This is a genomic window from Veillonella sp. oral taxon 780 str. F0422 (assembly GCF_000221605.1).
GTDB lineage: Bacteria > Bacillota > Negativicutes > Veillonellales > Veillonellaceae > F0422.
Genome location: NZ_AFUJ01000053.1, coordinates 1 through 15,891 on the forward strand (window position 1 = coordinate 1; position 15,891 = coordinate 15,891).

The 15,891-nt window shown below is 41.9% G+C and carries 13 protein-coding genes and 1 pseudogene; 13 read left to right on the forward strand and 1 reads right to left on the reverse strand.

All coding sequences use genetic code 11. The features are described from left to right. From HMPREF9200_RS05725 to HMPREF9200_RS05780, 12 genes and pseudogenes are all read left to right on the forward strand, one after another. Nucleotides 1–609, forward strand: a pseudogene (locus HMPREF9200_RS05725) (YggS family pyridoxal phosphate-dependent enzyme); the annotation flags it as partial. 14 nt (nucleotides 610–623) lie between these two features. Continuing rightward, on the forward strand, nucleotides 624–1,127 hold the full coding sequence (locus tag HMPREF9200_RS05730; RefSeq protein WP_009353917.1) for a cell division protein SepF: 504 nt from the start codon (nucleotides 624–626) through the stop codon (nucleotides 1,125–1,127). Between the two features lie 16 nt (nucleotides 1,128–1,143). Beyond that, entirely contained in the window at nucleotides 1,144–1,962 is an 819-nt protein-coding gene (gene proC / locus HMPREF9200_RS05735) for a pyrroline-5-carboxylate reductase (RefSeq protein WP_009353928.1), read from the forward strand. Continuing rightward, nucleotides 1,952–2,737, forward strand: coding sequence for an RNA-binding protein (locus HMPREF9200_RS05740; RefSeq protein WP_009353900.1), 786 nt, complete (start codon nucleotides 1,952–1,954; stop codon nucleotides 2,735–2,737). The genes proC and HMPREF9200_RS05740 overlap by 11 nt, the downstream gene beginning before the upstream one ends. Nucleotides 2,738–2,750: 13 nt before the next feature. Beyond that, nucleotides 2,751–3,230: a DivIVA domain-containing protein gene (locus HMPREF9200_RS05745; protein ID WP_009353901.1), complete on the forward strand. Its 480-nt coding sequence runs from the start codon at nucleotides 2,751–2,753 to the stop codon at nucleotides 3,228–3,230. Between the two features lie 64 nt (nucleotides 3,231–3,294). Beyond that, entirely contained in the window at nucleotides 3,295–3,930 is a 636-nt protein-coding gene (locus HMPREF9200_RS08325; protein WP_083818426.1) for a bifunctional precorrin-2 dehydrogenase/sirohydrochlorin ferrochelatase, read from the forward strand. Further along, nucleotides 3,899–5,185: a glutamyl-tRNA reductase gene (gene hemA, locus HMPREF9200_RS05755; RefSeq protein WP_009353929.1), complete on the forward strand. Its 1,287-nt coding sequence runs from the start codon at nucleotides 3,899–3,901 to the stop codon at nucleotides 5,183–5,185. The genes HMPREF9200_RS08325 and hemA overlap by 32 nt, the downstream gene beginning before the upstream one ends. Then, nucleotides 5,182–6,120 carry a hydroxymethylbilane synthase gene (gene hemC, locus HMPREF9200_RS05760; RefSeq protein ID WP_009353940.1) on the forward strand — a complete coding sequence of 313 codons (939 nt, stop codon included), beginning with the start codon at nucleotides 5,182–5,184 and terminating at the stop codon, nucleotides 6,118–6,120. The genes hemA and hemC overlap by 4 nt, the downstream gene beginning before the upstream one ends. Continuing rightward, nucleotides 6,117–7,652: a uroporphyrinogen-III C-methyltransferase gene (gene cobA, locus HMPREF9200_RS05765; protein ID WP_009353913.1), complete on the forward strand. Its 1,536-nt coding sequence runs from the start codon at nucleotides 6,117–6,119 to the stop codon at nucleotides 7,650–7,652. Before hemC ends, cobA begins: the two co-directional genes overlap by 4 nt. Nucleotides 7,653–7,665: 13 nt before the next feature. Beyond that, complete coding sequence (gene hemB / locus HMPREF9200_RS05770) at nucleotides 7,666–8,640, forward strand: porphobilinogen synthase (RefSeq protein ID WP_009353881.1); 975 nt, start codon at nucleotides 7,666–7,668, stop codon at nucleotides 8,638–8,640. 21 nt (nucleotides 8,641–8,661) lie between these two features. Further along, nucleotides 8,662–9,957: a glutamate-1-semialdehyde 2,1-aminomutase gene (gene hemL, locus HMPREF9200_RS05775; protein WP_009353942.1), complete on the forward strand. Its 1,296-nt coding sequence runs from the start codon at nucleotides 8,662–8,664 to the stop codon at nucleotides 9,955–9,957. A gap of 197 nt (nucleotides 9,958–10,154) precedes the next feature. Next, on the forward strand, nucleotides 10,155–10,973 hold the full coding sequence (locus HMPREF9200_RS05780) for a sulfurtransferase (RefSeq protein ID WP_009353875.1): 819 nt from the start codon (nucleotides 10,155–10,157) through the stop codon (nucleotides 10,971–10,973). Between the two features lie 190 nt (nucleotides 10,974–11,163). Here HMPREF9200_RS05780 and HMPREF9200_RS05785 read toward each other — a convergent pair whose 3' ends face one another. Beyond that, entirely contained in the window at nucleotides 11,164–12,363 is a 1,200-nt protein-coding gene (locus HMPREF9200_RS05785; protein ID WP_009353873.1) for an MFS transporter, read from the reverse strand. Nucleotides 12,364–12,957: 594 nt separating this feature from the next. Here HMPREF9200_RS05785 and ileS point away from each other — a divergent pair. Further along, nucleotides 12,958–15,792, forward strand: a complete 2,835-nt coding sequence (gene ileS, locus HMPREF9200_RS05790; protein WP_038144995.1) for an isoleucine--tRNA ligase — start codon at nucleotides 12,958–12,960, stop codon at nucleotides 15,790–15,792. The last annotated feature ends 99 nt before the right edge of the window (nucleotides 15,793–15,891 follow it).

The following is a 15,891-nucleotide window of genomic DNA, read 5'->3' on the forward strand; positions in this document are numbered from 1 at the left end:
AGTAACGAAGAATCATCCTGTAGAGGCTGTACAAGAAGTAGCTCACCTAGGTGTAAGAACTGTAGGGCGAAAATCGTGTACAAGAAGACTAAAAGAAAAAATTGGAACCTCGTACCCAAGGGACCCGGAACTCCAATGGCATTTAATTGGACAATTACAAAACAATAAAGTGCGTAATGCAGTGGGTAAATTTTCTTAATTCATTCAGTTCATAGCGTGAAATTGTTGGATGAAATCCAACGTATTGCTGCTAGAGAAGGACTTATACAAGAAGTATTACTACAAGTGAATGTGGCACGAGAAGAAAGTAAGTCTGGGATGGATGTGGAAGAATTTCCAACCATACGGGAATATGCCAAATCATTACCCAATGTACGGGTAAAAGGGCTTATGTGTATGGCACCGTTTTTTGATGATCCGGAAGAGGCTCGCCCTATATTTAGAGTCGCTCACGCTTTATTTGAAGACATGAAACTTCATTTTAATGAAGGTCAGATTGAATATATATCCATGGGGATGACCCATGATTTTGAAGTAGCAATTGAAGAAGGTGCAAATATTGTTCGTGTAGGAACAGCAATATTTGGAGAACGCCACTATAATGAGTAATGGAGGAATTAACGATGGCACTGAAAGATAGCTGGAATTCTGTAAAAAGTTTTTTTGGTAGTAATCAAGATGATCAATATGAATTTGATGAATATGATAATGAGATGTATGAAGAAGAGTCTCAACAACCAGTAGTAACAGCACCAGTAGCAGGTGGCAATGGACCAGTAGCATCTGCAGCACGACCAAAAACAGGAGGATATAATACAGTGGCACAACGTTCTAGCGGTATGAAAGTAGTCATCGTAGAGCCAAAAGCATTCGATGATTCTGAAAATATTACAAATCAATTGCGCGATATGCGTCCAGTAGTGATTAACTTTGAAAATACAGACCCTCATGAAGCAGCACGTATTGTGGACTTTGTAAGTGGTGCAACATTTGCATTAGATGGCAAATTAGAAAAAATTGGCAAAGATATTTTCATCTGTGTACCAGTGAATGTAACAGTAGATTATACAGATAAAGAGTACACAGAAATATCTGACAAATTAGCTTGGAAAGAACCACAAGCCTAAGCATTAGGAGGTAGCCATGCAAAAAATACTACTAATTGGTGTAGGATCGATGGGTGGTGCTATTTTACGGGGGGCTTTGGAACAAGGTGTTTGGGGCCCTGAGGAAGTAGATGTACTAGTGCGTCGCAGTGAGCAAGCATCAGAATTAGAGCGCACATTAGGTGTCACAGCCTTCACGGACTGTGATGCCATACCTGCTTTTGATGAGTACAGAACCATTGTATTTGGCGTAAAACCTCAAGTCTTACCGTCTCTTATGGAAGAGGTGGGACCACAAATCGAGGCGAGAACATTATGTATTTCTATTGCGGCAGGCATTACATTGGATACATTACAATCCTTTGCACCCCATGTACATTGGTTACGAGCTATGCCGAATACTCCAATTTTGGTAAAAGCTGGCTTTACAGCGATTGCTAGTAGTGAACAAGTGACACCAGGTGAGCGAGAACAAGCTTTGCGCATTTTCGAAGCCTTAGGTGAAGCCGTGGTATGTTCAGAAGCTGATTTAGACCGTATTGGCGCTCTAGCAGGGGCAGGTCCAGGCTATATGTATACCATTTTAGATGCTATGGCAAATGCAGGTGTTCGGATTGGTCTCACTAGGCCATTGGCGTTGCAAGCGGCGGTACAGACGATGTATGGCTCTGGCTTGATTGCCTTAGAAACAGGCGCTCATCCAAGTGTGCTTAGGGATCAAGTGACATCTCCCGGAGGTACGACTATAGCAGGTATTGCAGCCATGGAAAAAGAAGGGTTGCGTTCTTCTATTATGGAAGGCATCTTAGCTTGTTATGAACGGTCAAATGAAATAGGAAAACAACGTGAAAGATAAAGAAAAGTTAATTCGATATTTTGAAGCATCTGGTAATGGCGAAGAGGCTAGACGTATGATTGATCTAGCGGAGCAAGTACAAGCAGGCCGACCTTACCGTGTGACAGATTTTATGTCACCTGCAGGCCTTGTCATTGCAGATGCAGTAAAAGCGAATTTTGGTGGTATTAATATCATTTCCAGTGGTGGTTACGAAGGGGCAGAACGCCTTCGAGTGGCCTTTGTGGACCCTCACTTTCAAGGAACAGTAGACTTACAAATTGCGGTGTTGAAAGTATCTTGGGATCCACGATTCCGATTATTGACACATCGTGATGTGTTGGGTTCCTTAATGGGACTTGGTATTGATCGCACTCATTTTGGAGATATTATCGTCACTAGTGGTGGGGCGCAGGTAATCGTAGATGCAACGATAACAGATTTTGTGATTCAAAACTTTACAAAAATTGCTATGGTCACGGTTACAGTATCACGGATGGAATTGAGTGAATTACAACCGAAAGAAGAAAAAATAAAAGAAGTGCGAACTACTGTGGCGTCTATGCGGTTGGATTCTATAGCTTCTTCAGGTTTTAGTACATCTCGTACAAAAGTTGTGGAGGCCATTAAGGCAGGATTAGTACAAGTGAATTGGCAATCTGCGAAAGGACCAGCGCAAGAAGTAAAAGAAGGAGATATTATTTCTCTTCGTGGCAGAGGTCGTATGCAAATAGAAAGTATTACAGGCACGTCTAAAAAAGGGCGTATTGGAGTACATCTAAAACGATTTATGTAAGGAGGCTGATCCTATGTTAACACCAATGGATATTCATAATAAAGAGTTTGGAAAAAGTATTCGTGGCTTTGATTGCGATGAAGTAAACGAGTTTTTGAATGAAGTGGTACAAGCTTATGAAATCTTGTATCGTGAAAACCGTGAAATGACTGATAAAGTAGAGCAAATGGAAAAACGTTTGAATCAATATGAATCAACGGAAGAAACTATGCGCAATACATTGGTGCTTGCTCAAGAGACTGGTGAAAATGTAAAAGAGGCAGCTCGTAAAGAGGCTGATTTAATTTTACAGAATGCGGAACAACAACGATCTACGATTTTAGAAGATGCCAATCGTGCGTTGCGAGAAGCAGAAGCTAAATATGCTACCATTGCGAATGAAATGGCCGTGTTCCGTGCAAAAGTAGAATCAATTTTAACAGCGCAACTACAATTATTAGATGGTATTGCTTTAGAGGAAACAAAACCTGTAGAGACAGAAACAGAAGTATAAGGTGAATTTCGGCTTGAGTATTCAAGCCGTTTTTGCCATTGTAGAGACATATAAGGATAGTAGGATGATAACAGTTGGACTTTCACTTAAAGACAGGCCTTGTCTTGTAGTCGGCGGAGGGCAAGTAGCGCTGCGTAGAATTGAAAAGTTAATAGACGAAGAGGCATCTATTATAGTAGTCAGTCCTGATGTATTGCCTGACATTGTAACATACCATAAAGCAGGTGTATTACAATGGATAGAGAAGCCTTATAGCTCAGAATATATGGTAGGGCAACAGTTTGTCATTATTGCTACGGATATTCCTGCTGTGAATGCGCAAGTCATGGAAGATGCTCAAGAAGTACAAGCTTTCATTAATCGGGCTGATGTGAAAGATGATTCTACTTGGGTATTCGGCAGTGCTACGGAGATTGGTGATTTAGAGATTTCTATATTTACCAATCAAGTGAGCCCACGAGTGAGTCGCTTGCTTAGACAGGATATAGAAACCAGGTACGGCATATTAGCCGAGTGGCTGCCTCAGATTCGTCTATGGAGACAAGAATTACAGCATATATTAAATACGCCAAAAGAACGAGAGCAGTTCTGGCGTACAAATTTAGGAGAATCGGAGTTTATACAAATATTAGAGGGTCAAGGAGACTCAGTGAAGGAGAATATTGTACATGCAATTAGTCGTATTAGGTCTGAATCATAGAAGTGCACCTTTAGATGTACGAGAGAAATTTTCTTTTTCCAAAGAAGCTCTCGATCATGCTATGGATCACATCTATGCTCATGAAGAAGTAGAGGAATGCGTCCTTTTATCGACGTGTAACCGCACAGAACTCTATGTCGTCCTAAATGACATGGAGAATGTAAAAGAATATATGATACGTTTACTACTGCATCTGAAAGGTGAAGAAACGGTAGACGTAGATGAGAAATGGTTTTTTCTATATGAAGGGAAGGCATGTATTTCTCATTTATTTAGAGTAGCATCTAGTTTAGATTCTCTTGTGTTAGGAGAAGGTCAAATTTTGAGCCAATTAAAAATGGCCTATATTTCTTCCTATAGTAAGGGATTAACAGCATCTGTATTTAATATTATTTTCCAAAAAGCCATTGCTGTAGGGAAACGTGTGCGTACGATGACGGGGATTGCGAATACGCCAGTATCTGTTAGTTATACAGCAGTCAATTTAGCGGAAGATAGTTTAGATATTCCTATCAGTGAGGCAAAGGTTCTCATTTTGGGAGCTGGTCAAATGAGTGAGCTCACAGCTCGTCATTTACAAGCTAAAGGGGTAAAGAGTATTTTCGTGTCCAATCGGACGTTCAAAACAGCAGAAGAATTGGCAAAGCAATTCAATGGTAAAGCCGTTGATTTTGACAATTTTGTAGAAGAAGCCAAAGTAGCAGATATTATTATTACATCTACTGGTGCACCTCATTATGTGATTGAATGGGAAGAAGCGGAAGAAATCATGGATGGCCGTGGTGGTAAACCAATTGTCATGATCGATATTGCTGTTCCCCGTGATATCAACCCAGATGTAACAGAAATTCCAGGAGTGTATTTGTTTAACATTGATGCCTTGGAAAGTGTAGTAGAAGCGAATAAACACCAACGAGAAGAAGAAGCTCAAAAAGCAGAGCCTATCTTAGAAGAAGCCTTACAAGAAATTGAAGAAAAATTACAATATCTATCGGTTCGTCCTATTATGGTCTTGCTTAGTGAAAAAGCAGAAGCCATTCGTAAACGTGAAGTACATCGAGCGATGGCAAAATTACCTAATGCCACAGAGCTAGAACGTAAGATTATTAGCAATATGTCCCGCATGTTGGTACGTAAATTATTGCGTGATCCAATGATTCATTTTGGTGAAGTAGCGGGTAAAGAAGAAGAGCGAGATTATTGGAAGTTATTCCAAGATATGTTTGCTTTGGAAGTGGAGGACGACACACTATGAGAAACATAATTCGTATAGGCACCCGTAGTAGTGCCCTTGCTTTATGGCAAGCCAACTATGTAGCAGATACATTGCGTAAACATTACCCACAGTGCAAGGTGGAGTTAGTCCATCACAGTACGAAAGGTGATCGTATTTTAGAAAAACCATTGGCTGAAATCGGTGGTAAAGGTTTATTTACAGAAGAGCTAGAAGCATCTATGCGTGATGGTAGCATCGATTTGGCTGTACACAGCTTGAAAGATATGCCTACAGAATTGCCAGAAGATTTGGTACTAGGTGCTATTACAGAGCGTGAAACACCATGTGATGCTTTGGTATCACCAAAATATAAAACACTGGATCAACTGCCACAAGGTGCTAAAGTAGGGACTAGTAGTTTACGCCGTCAAGCACAATTGTTGAATCAACGACCTGATTTGCAGATTTCTGTACTTCGAGGGAATGTGCAAACGCGATTAAACAAATTAGAAACAGAAAACTTTGATGCCATTGTATTAGCAGAGGCAGGGTTAAAACGATTGGGGCTGGAATCTGTTGTTACACAGACTTTCACTAGCGATGAAATGATTCCTGCTGTGGGTCAAGGGGCATTGGGCATTGAATGTCGTAAGGATGATACAGAAATGCTAGATATGTTATCTGTATTGCACGATGAAAATACTATGTGGGCTACTCGTGGAGAACGTAGTTTCCTTCGTCAACTCGAAGGTGGTTGCCAAGTACCGATGGGTGTACATGGGACGATTTATAAAGGACAATTAACGTTGAAAGCTATCATTGCTTCTTTAGATGGAAAAAATTGTTTTGAAGGTGAATTGTCAGGACCAAAAGAAAAAGCAGATATGTTAGGTCGTAACTTGGCGAAAGCTCTCTATGAAGAAGGGGGCAAAGCCATCATTGACGATTTAGTAGAAAGAGGAGTATTGAAATGACAGGCATTGTATATTTAATTGGTGCCGGACCGGGTGATCATAAATTAATCACTCTAAAAGGTAAGGAATGTATTGAAAAAGCAGATGTTATTGTCTATGACTATTTAGCAGATGCTCATTTCTTGTCCTATGCGAAAGAAGGAGCAGAGATCATTTATGCAGGTAAAAAAAGCAACAATCATACGATGCATCAATGGGAAATCAACGAACTTCTCGTAAAATGTGGCTTAGAAGGTAAAGTGGTGGCTCGTCTTAAAGGGGGCGACCCTCTAGTATTTGGTCGTGGTGGTGAAGAAGCGTTGGCTTTGGTAGAAGCGGGCGTGCCATTTGAATTTGTACCTGGTATTACATCTGGTATTTCTGCGCCAGCCTATGCTGGGATTCCTGTCACCCAACGTGCCATGGCGACGTCTTTTGCTATTGTTACAGGTCATGAAGATCCAACAAAACCAGAATCTGGTATGAATTGGGATGGCTTAGCTAAATCTGTGGATACGATCTCCTTTGTGATGGGTATCTCGAATTTGCCGAGCATTGCCACTAACTTAATCAAATATGGTCGTCCTAAGGAAACGCCAGTGGCAGTCATCCGTTGGGGCACAAAACCAATCCAAGAAACATTGGTCTCTACCTTGGAGCATGTCGTAGAAGATGTAGAAAAAGCGCAATTGAAAGCACCAGCTATTGTTATCGTTGGGGAAGTAGTATCTTTGCGGGAGCAATTACGTTGGTTTGATAATAAACCATTATTTGGTAAAACTATCGTGGTTACACGAGCTCGTAGTAAAGCTAGCGCCTTATCTGAACGATTACTAGAATTGGGGGCCCATGTCATCGAAGCATCTGCTATCAAAACACAGGCATTACCTCGTACAGAGGAGATGGACGTGGCTTATGATAGCTTATCTTCCTACGATGGATTAATTTTTACATCTGCCGAAGGGGTGCGGTTCTTCTTTGATGGTTTATTAGACCGTGGCTTAGATAGTCGTGCGTTAGGTTCTATGAAAGTATGTGCTATCGGCAGTGCTACAGCAAAATCTTTATTAGATCGAGGCATTCGTGCGGACATCGTGCCACCGAATTACCAAGCGGAATCTGTGGTGGAAACCATTACAGTAGAACAGAGTCGTGTATGGCCAGAACGAGCGCTAGGCGATTTGCGCTTTGTGCTAGTACAACCAAAAGTGGCACGCGACGTGATTTATAAAGGACTTTCACAAGCAGGATGCGATGTGACGGTATTGCGTTTGTATGAAACAGTACAAGACACGTCCCACAAAGAATATTTAGAAGAAGCCCTACGAGCAGGGGAAGTAGATTACATTACGTTTACAAGTTCTTCTACGGTGACGAATACAAAAGATATGCTTGGCTCCGATGCAGTGAATTTATTAGGAAACACGAAGGTTGTTTGCATTGGACCGATTACAGGTGCTACCTGTGTAGAAGAAGGGATTCAACCAGATTTAATTGGTGAAACTTTTACAATCCCTGCGATGGTGGATCTAATCTTGAACGATTGCAAATAGAAAGAGGCATAATATGGAATTACGAAATCGACCAAGACGATTGCGCATCAGCCCAGCTATGCGTGCGTTGGTTCGTGAAACAACATTACAAGTAGAAGACTTAATTTATCCTATATTTATTGTTCCGGGAACAGCGGTGAAAGAAGAAATTTCTTCCTTGCCAGGACAATATCATGTGTCCGTGGACGAGGCTGTAAAATTGGCGAAAGAAGCCTATGACTTAGGTATTAAGGGAGTCGAAATTTTCGGCATTCCTACTTACAAAGATGAAGATGGTTCTTCTGCGTGGGATATGGAACAACCGGTACAGCAAGCAATTATGGCGATCCGTAAAGAAGTGCCAGAGTTGATCGTGATTTCCGACGTATGCCTTTGCCAATACACATCTACAGGTCATTGCGGTCATGTGGAACATCATGAAGTCATTAATGATGCTACGTTGCCATTATTGTGTAATGTAGCAGTGAGCCATGCGAAAGCGGGTGCTCACATGGTGGCACCATCTGACATGATGGATGGACGTATTGCTGCGATTCGTGAAGCCTTAGATGCAGCGGGATTTAGCCATGTATCTATTATGAGTTATGCGGCGAAGTATGCATCCGCCTATTATGGACCATTCCGTGATGCGGTCCATTCTGCACCGGGATTTGGAGACCGTAAAGGATACCAAATGGATGAGGCAAACCGTTTAGAAGCGTTGCGTGAAGTGGAACAAGATATCATCGAAGGGGCGGACATCATTATGATTAAACCAGCTCTATCCTATTTGGATATTGTACGCGAAGTACGGGATAACTTCGATTGTCCTTTAGCCGTTTACAATGTCAGCGGTGAATATGCCATGATTAAAACAGCAGCGGCAGCAGGTCTTGTAGATGAAAAACGCATTACTTTGGAAACCTTGCTATCCATGAAACGAGCAGGAGCAAAGATGATTATTACCTATCATGCCCTGGATGTGGCACGTTGGCTACAGGAAAAATAGTGTGGAAATATAGGAGCCATTATGTTTAGTTTAGAAAAATCAAAACAAGCCTTCGCAGAGGCTCGTACATATATGCCAGGTGGTGTGAACAGTCCTGTTCGCTCCTACCGCAGTGTAGGGGGCAATCCTCCTTTCATCAGTTCTGCTAGCGGATCTCGCATTTACGATATCGATGGCAATGAGTATATCGATTACGTGTTGTCCTGGGGTCCTATGATTCTAGGTCATGCGAATCCTGAAATCGTGGCGTCTATTTTGGAAGCCATCCCTCGTGGTACTAGTTATGGAGCACCAACACTGCTTGAAACAGAAGTGGCGAAAAAAATTCAAGCTTTCTATCCGTCGATGGAAATGGTACGCATGGTGAACTCTGGTACAGAATCTACTATGAGTGCCTTGCGTTTGGCTCGTGGCTATACAGGTCGTGACAAAATTGTGAAATTTATCGGCTGTTACCATGGTCATAGTGATAGCTTGTTAGTGAAAGCTGGTTCTGGCTTAGCTACCTTTGGCGTGCCAGATAGTCCCGGCGTGCCAACTGGTGTGGCAGAGGATACGATTACATTGCCATACAATGATTCTGATGCAGTTCGCCAATTGTTCGAGGCTCATGGTGAAAGTATTGCAGCCATCATCGTGGAACCAGTAGCAGGTAATATGGGCTGTGTACCTCCTGTGGAAGGATTCTTGGAGACTTTGCGTGAAGTAACGACAGAGCACGGTGCAGTCCTCATCTTTGATGAAGTGATGTGCGGATTCCGCTCCAGTTCTGGAGGGGCACAAAAATATTACAATGTCATTCCAGACTTAACATGCTTAGGTAAAATCGTAGGCGGTGGCTTACCAATGGCGGTATTCGGTGGCAAGAAAGAAATGATGTCTTCCATCGCTCCATCCGGTCCTGTGTACCAAGCAGGTACCTTGAGTGGTAATCCGGTAGCCATGGCGGCAGGTCTTGCTACCTTGTCTATGTTGCAAAAATATCCGAATGCATTCCGTCAAGTAGAGGAATCTACAGAAGCCTTATGCCAAGGATTAGAAGCAGCAGCGAAAGAAGTAGGTGTACCTGTAGTAGTACAACGAGTAGGATCTATGTTTACTCTCTTCTTCACAGATAAAGCAGTGCATAACTTCGATGACGCCAGCGCTTGTGATATGGAAGCGTTTAAAACATTCTTCCACTACAACTTGGAACGTGGCATCTATTATGCAGCCAGCCAATATGAAAGCAACTTCTTATCTACGTGCCATAGCGATCAAGATTTGGCATACACATTACAAATTGCAAAAGAAGCGTTTCAAGCTATTAAAGGGTAATATGAGTATTAACCTTTCTTATGAAGAGTAATGAAAACCGATAAAAACTAATAGTATGTCATAGCATACATGTATGAATAGAAAGGCCATACACATCGAAGATAATCTATGTTACACTAGATTATATAGAGTGTATGGCATTCTTTATACTCTGTAAATGCATGTTAACAGTTTCTAGTTTATATATAGGAGGTGTAATGATGAGTGTTTTAATCTCTCCGAAAGAATTACAAGAGCAATTAGATAGAGTGGTAGTCCTCGATGCTCGTGGCTTTGATGCCTATGCAGCAGCCCACATTCCGGGATCCTTTGCTATTGATATGGACGCACACATGAGTGGTCCTTTAGGGGTACACGGTGGTCGCCATCCTTTGCCAGACATGGCAGTACTAGCACAACGGTTGAGTGAATGCGGTGTGACCATGGATTCTCACATCGTGGTGTACGATGCGTGGATTTCCTTTGCCGGTCGGTTGCGGTTCTTGCTACTATACATGGGTTTCGCCAATGTGAAAGTCCTAGCTGGTGGCATTGAACGTTGGCATCGGGAAGGATACCCATTGACGCAAGAATCTATACCTACTATGGCAGATTCAAAACCGTTGGCCTATACATTACAAGACCATTTAGTGATGAGCCGTGATGAAGTGTTACACGCTAGCCAAACTGACAGTCATGTCATCATCGATGCGCGGGCTCCACAGCGATATGATGGATCGGTAGAGGATACGATGGATGGCATGACGGGACATGTACCAGGAGCAATCAATCATTTCTATGAATGGGGATTTACAGCTGATGGTGTACGTCCAATTGCAGAATTACAAACAGCTTATGGTGACTTAACTAAGGTGGAAAAACCTATCGTTGCCTATTGTGGTTCTGGTGTGACAGCAGCCAACTTAATGATTGCGTTAGCAGAAGTGGGTGTGGAACCAGCTATGTATGTAGGCAGTTCTAGCGATTGGGTGACTTATGAAGGGTTCCCGTTGGAAACAGGGGTTAATACATTATAGGTTTACACTGTCAGTATAGTAGATAGTGATTCAAAATGTTTTCAATATAATACGATAAAAAACAGAGGCCTTGATGATAGGACCTCTGTTTTTATATTCTATGTATTTTGTCATATGTGCATCATCATAAAGCATATGTAATGCATAGTATATAGGATGGAAAATTATATTGTAGTTTATAAGAATGATGCTAATGACTGGCTGTTGTAGTACGCCCTAATGTTACTTTCAAGAAGACCCCTGTTAATGCAATAATCATACCTGTCACGATAAACATGGTACTAAAGCCCCATTGAGATACGATGGCTGAACCACCTACAGCGCCCATAAAGTAGCCGAAGAATAGAGTGGACTGGTTGTAAGCAAAAATTTGCCCAGCTAAATGTTTTGGTGTAATACTCGCAATATAGGTGTTGATTCCTGGCAATAGTCCGCCTAATCCAAAGCCTAGTAAAAATCGAATGATACATAAGACGATAATAGAATCTGTAAAGGCTTGTGGAATTGTCAGGCATCCTACATAAATAAAACTTGTCCAAAGAATGAATTGAGGGCCTAATTTGTCGATGTAGCGACCGAGTACAGAGCTAGCTAACATTTGAGCAATCCCTGTAGATGTGAAAGCTAAACCAGCTAGTAATGCGATGTGTTCGTGGCCACGGCCTACAATATGTTGCACGAATACAGAAAGTATAGGAGCTGATGCCATGGTAGTGAAGGCAAAAATGAAAGAAGCGATAGATACGAAGATAAGACCTTTCCAATTGGAGATAGATTGTTGTAAGTCTTTGAAAGAAGGAGCTGGGCCCTTTACTTTAGGAGTAAAGTCTTCTTTTATGAATAATAAGGAAGATAAAAAAGCTATGCCTAGTAAAGCGGATACGACAAAAAAAGCATACCGAATACCAAAGGTACTTCCCATATAACCACCAATCATAGGTCCTAATAAGGAGCCTCCTAAGTTGGCAGCGGATAATAGACCTAAGGCCCAACCAGTTCTGGACTCTGGAGTTTGGGTGGCTACTAACGTAATGGATCCAGAAAAAAATCCAGATACCATACCATTTAGAATGCGGATCATCACAACATGTTCAGGGCTTTGTGCGAACCCAAGAAGTGCATTGGTGACCATCATTCCAAAACTAGCTCGTAGTAAAATTAATTTTCTTCCTTTTCTATCAGCTAGTTTTCCCCAAAAAGGTGAGACGAGGGCCACCATAAGATAGGTGACACCCATGGCGATACCAGACCAATTGGCAAGAGACCCTTGATCATGAACGCCTAGGTCCTGTAAATATAAGGGAATGAGAGGGGCTGCTTGACTGAGCCCCACCGATGCCATGAAGGCCCCGAATAAACAAACGTATAACGTGCGTTTCCAAAGTTCCATACTGACTCCTATGTACGTGTAGGTGAGCCTACTATAAAATTCCAACTATGTATGTATCTATGGTAGCATATCAGGGAGATTTATTATACCCCTAATCTAGGTATACCTCTAATAGTTTCTTGTAGGATTCCGAGTAGATTTTTATACATATGGTTCTAGCATTTATGATGTATGAGGAAGTACGACCGTTTGACTATATAATAGTGTCACAGTCAGAGGATATACGTTTCTAACATGGATAGAATGTGATAGGGTCTATTGCAACTACTCTGCAGATAGTATATAATTGTATCTGTATTTGACAACGATATATATTAATACGTTGATAAAGACGGTCATGCAAGGTAGCTCCGAGCGAGTGAGGGATGGTGAAAGCCTCATGGGTGAATGCATGGCGGATCACTTTTGAGTATATGTTGGGGAGCCCGTACTGGGGGTACTCACATCGGTGGACACCGTTATATGTTTGAGCGATGATTCGTTGGGGGTATCTTTCACAAGAATCATCAGTAGGGTGGTACCACGGATTTGCATTCGTCCCTTCGGGGAGCGGGTGCTTTTTTTATTGAGAGGAGAAATAGAATGTCTAATGAAGTGGATTATGGTAAGACCTTGCACTTGCCTGAAACAGAATTTCCTATGCGCGGTAATTTGCCAAAGCGCGAACCAGAATTTATCAAGTTTTGGGAAGATAATAAAATTTATGAAAAACGCTTAGCGAAAAATAAAGGTAAAAAATCTTTTATTTTGCACGATGGCCCTCCCTATGCGAATGGTAAATTGCACATCGGTCATGCCTTGAACAAAACATTAAAAGACATTGTGATGAAATATAAAACAATGCAAGGCCATTACACACCATACATTCCTGGTTGGGATACACATGGTCTTCCTATCGAGCATGCAGTTATCAAAAACACTGGATTGAATCGTCATGAAATGAGTCCATTGGATCTTCGCAATCAATGTCGTGAATACGCATTGAATTGTGTAGAAGAACAAAAGAAAGATTTCATCCGTTTCGGTGTGCTTGGTGAATGGGATCGTCCTTATTTAACATTGCGCCCTGAGTTCGAAGTGAAACAAATCGGCGTATTTGGTGAAATGGCGAAACGTGGCTACATCTACAAAGGTTTGAAAACTGTGTACTGGTGTACGCATTGTGAAACTGCTTTGGCGGAAGCGGAAATTGAATATGCTGAGAAAAAATCTTTCTCCATCTATGTTAAATTTGCTTACGTAAACGGTGCTGACAGCACATTGCCAGCAGGTTTTGACACTAGCAAATTGTTTTCCGTCATCTGGACAACAACTCCTTGGACAATGCCTGCCAACCAAGCTATCTCTGTGAACCCAGAATTAGATTACTCTTGGGTGAAAATCGGCGATGAGGCATGGTTATTAGCGAATGGTTTAATCGAAACAGCTACCAAAGAAATGGGCGTAGAATCCTATGAAGTGTTGAATACGTTCAAAGGTAGCGAATTAGAATTGGCGAACTTTAAACATCCATTTGCAGATCGTAATGCTCCTATCTTGTTGGGTTCTCACGTTACATTAGACGCTGGTACAGGTTGCGTACATACAGCTCCTGCTCATGGTGAAGATGACTTTAATGTAGTAAAAGCATACAAAGATGCGGGTAAAATCGACTTTGAAATTTTATCTTTAGTAGATGCTACTGGTCGTTATATTGCCAAAGTAGATGAACCTCGCTATGGTGATACAGAACAACCACTAGCGGGCGTTGAAATCCATGATGCAGAAGTGCCAGTGATCAAAATCTTGGCTCACAATGGTGCATTGGTGCAAAAAGGCAATATCCGCCACCAATATGCTCATTGCTGGCGTTGTAAAAACCCTGTTATCTATCGTGCTACAGAACAATGGTTCTCCTCTGTGGATGGCTACCGTCAAGAAGCTTTGAAAGCCATCGATGAACAAGTACAATGGATTCCTAAATGGGGCCATGACCGTATTTATAATATGATCGCAGACCGTGGGGACTGGGTTATCTCTCGTCAACGTGCGTGGGGTGTGCCAATTCCTATCTACTATTGTGATCATTGTGGAGAGCACATCATCAATGATGATACTATCTCTTCCTTACAAGAATGGTTTGCCAAAGAAGGCTCTAATGCTTGGTGGGCTCATGAAGCGAAAGAATTATTGCCAGCAGGATTCACATGTCCATCTTGTGGACATGATTCTTTCCACAAAGAAACAGATATCATGGACGTATGGTTCGACAGCGGTAGCTCTTGGTCTGGCGTATTGGAACAAAATGAAATGGATGTGCCTTGCGCTATGTACTTAGAAGGTTCTGACCAACATCGCGGTTGGTTTAACTCTTCTTTGTTAACAGGTATCGCTACACGTGGTCATGCACCATACAACGCCGTATTGACTCACGGTTTCGTAGTGGACGGGGAAGGCCGTAAAATGTCTAAATCTGTAGGCAATACAGTGGCTCCTTCTGATATCATCGATGTACACGGTGCTGACGTAATGCGTTTGTGGGTATCCTCTGCAGATTACCAAGCAGACGTGCGTTTGTCCAAAGACATCGTAAAACAATTGGCAGAAGTATATCGTAAAATCCGTAACACATTCCGTTTCTTGTTGGGTAACTTAGATAACTTTAACCCTAACACTGATAAAGTAGCTTATAAAGAGTTAACAGAATTGGATCGTTGGGCGTTGCATCGTTTAGAAGAAGTTCGTCAAAAAGTAACAAATGCTTACGAAAACTATGAATTCCACATCTTGTATCACACAATCCATAACTTCTGTACCGTAGATTTATCTTCCTTCTACTTAGACGTGTTGAAAGATACAATGTATGCAGAGAAAGAAAACAACGTAGCTCGTCGTAGTGCGCAAACTGCTATCTATGAAATTTTGACAACATTAGTTAAAATGGTGTCCCCAGTTCTTTCTTTCACAGCTGAAGAAGTATGGCAATACATGCCAAAAGAAGATGGTATGGAAGAAAGCGTGATGCTAGCCGATTGGCCACAAGGTCATGCAGAGCATGTGGATGCGGAATTGTCTGCACGTTGGGCAACGATGTTAGACCTTCGTAGCGAAATGACAAGAGCTTTAGAAGGCGCTCGCCGTGATAAAGCCATCGGTCACTCCTTGGATGCATCCATCACTATCTATGCAGATGGCGATGCGTACCAAGCATTGACTGGATTCGCTGATTCCCTAGCTAGCTTGTTGATCGTGTCTGAAGCACATGTAGTAGAAGGCCGTGACAATGCACCAGCTAACGCAGTAACAGTAGAAGATGGAGCATTATCCATTGTGGTAACTCCATCTGCCTTAGAAAAATGTGAACGCTGCTGGATTCACCGCGACACAGTTGGTCAAGATACAGATCATCCAACATTATGTGCTCGTTGTGCTGACGTAGTAAAGGGATAATGATAATAGCATAAGTAGTCAAAGGTTTAAGTACTATCAACTAGGTAAGGCAAGGGAGTGTATTATTTCCTTGCCTACTTTCTAACAAAGGAGATACCC

What these genes read in the sequence shown, in the direction of transcription:
- HMPREF9200_RS05730 (WP_009353917.1), top strand. Translation starts at nt 624, where the DNA reads ATGGCACTGAAAGATAGCTGGAATTCTGTAAAAAGTTTTTTTGGTAGT.
- proC (WP_009353928.1), top strand. Translation starts at nt 1,144, where the DNA reads ATGCAAAAAATACTACTAATTGGTGTAGGATCGATGGGTGGTGCTATT.
- HMPREF9200_RS05745 (WP_009353901.1), top strand. Translation starts at nt 2,751, where the DNA reads ATGTTAACACCAATGGATATTCATAATAAAGAGTTTGGAAAAAGTATT.
- HMPREF9200_RS08325 (WP_083818426.1), top strand. Translation starts at nt 3,295, where the DNA reads ATGATAACAGTTGGACTTTCACTTAAAGACAGGCCTTGTCTTGTAGTC.
- hemA (WP_009353929.1), top strand. Translation starts at nt 3,899, where the DNA reads ATGCAATTAGTCGTATTAGGTCTGAATCATAGAAGTGCACCTTTAGAT.
- hemC (WP_009353940.1), top strand. Translation starts at nt 5,182, where the DNA reads ATGAGAAACATAATTCGTATAGGCACCCGTAGTAGTGCCCTTGCTTTA.
- cobA (WP_009353913.1), top strand. Translation starts at nt 6,117, where the DNA reads ATGACAGGCATTGTATATTTAATTGGTGCCGGACCGGGTGATCATAAA.
- hemB (WP_009353881.1), top strand. Translation starts at nt 7,666, where the DNA reads ATGGAATTACGAAATCGACCAAGACGATTGCGCATCAGCCCAGCTATG.
- hemL (WP_009353942.1), top strand. Translation starts at nt 8,662, where the DNA reads ATGTTTAGTTTAGAAAAATCAAAACAAGCCTTCGCAGAGGCTCGTACA.
- HMPREF9200_RS05780 (WP_009353875.1), top strand. Translation starts at nt 10,155, where the DNA reads ATGATGAGTGTTTTAATCTCTCCGAAAGAATTACAAGAGCAATTAGAT.
- HMPREF9200_RS05785 (WP_009353873.1), bottom strand. Translation starts at nt 12,363, where the DNA reads ATGGAACTTTGGAAACGCACGTTATACGTTTGTTTATTCGGGGCCTTC.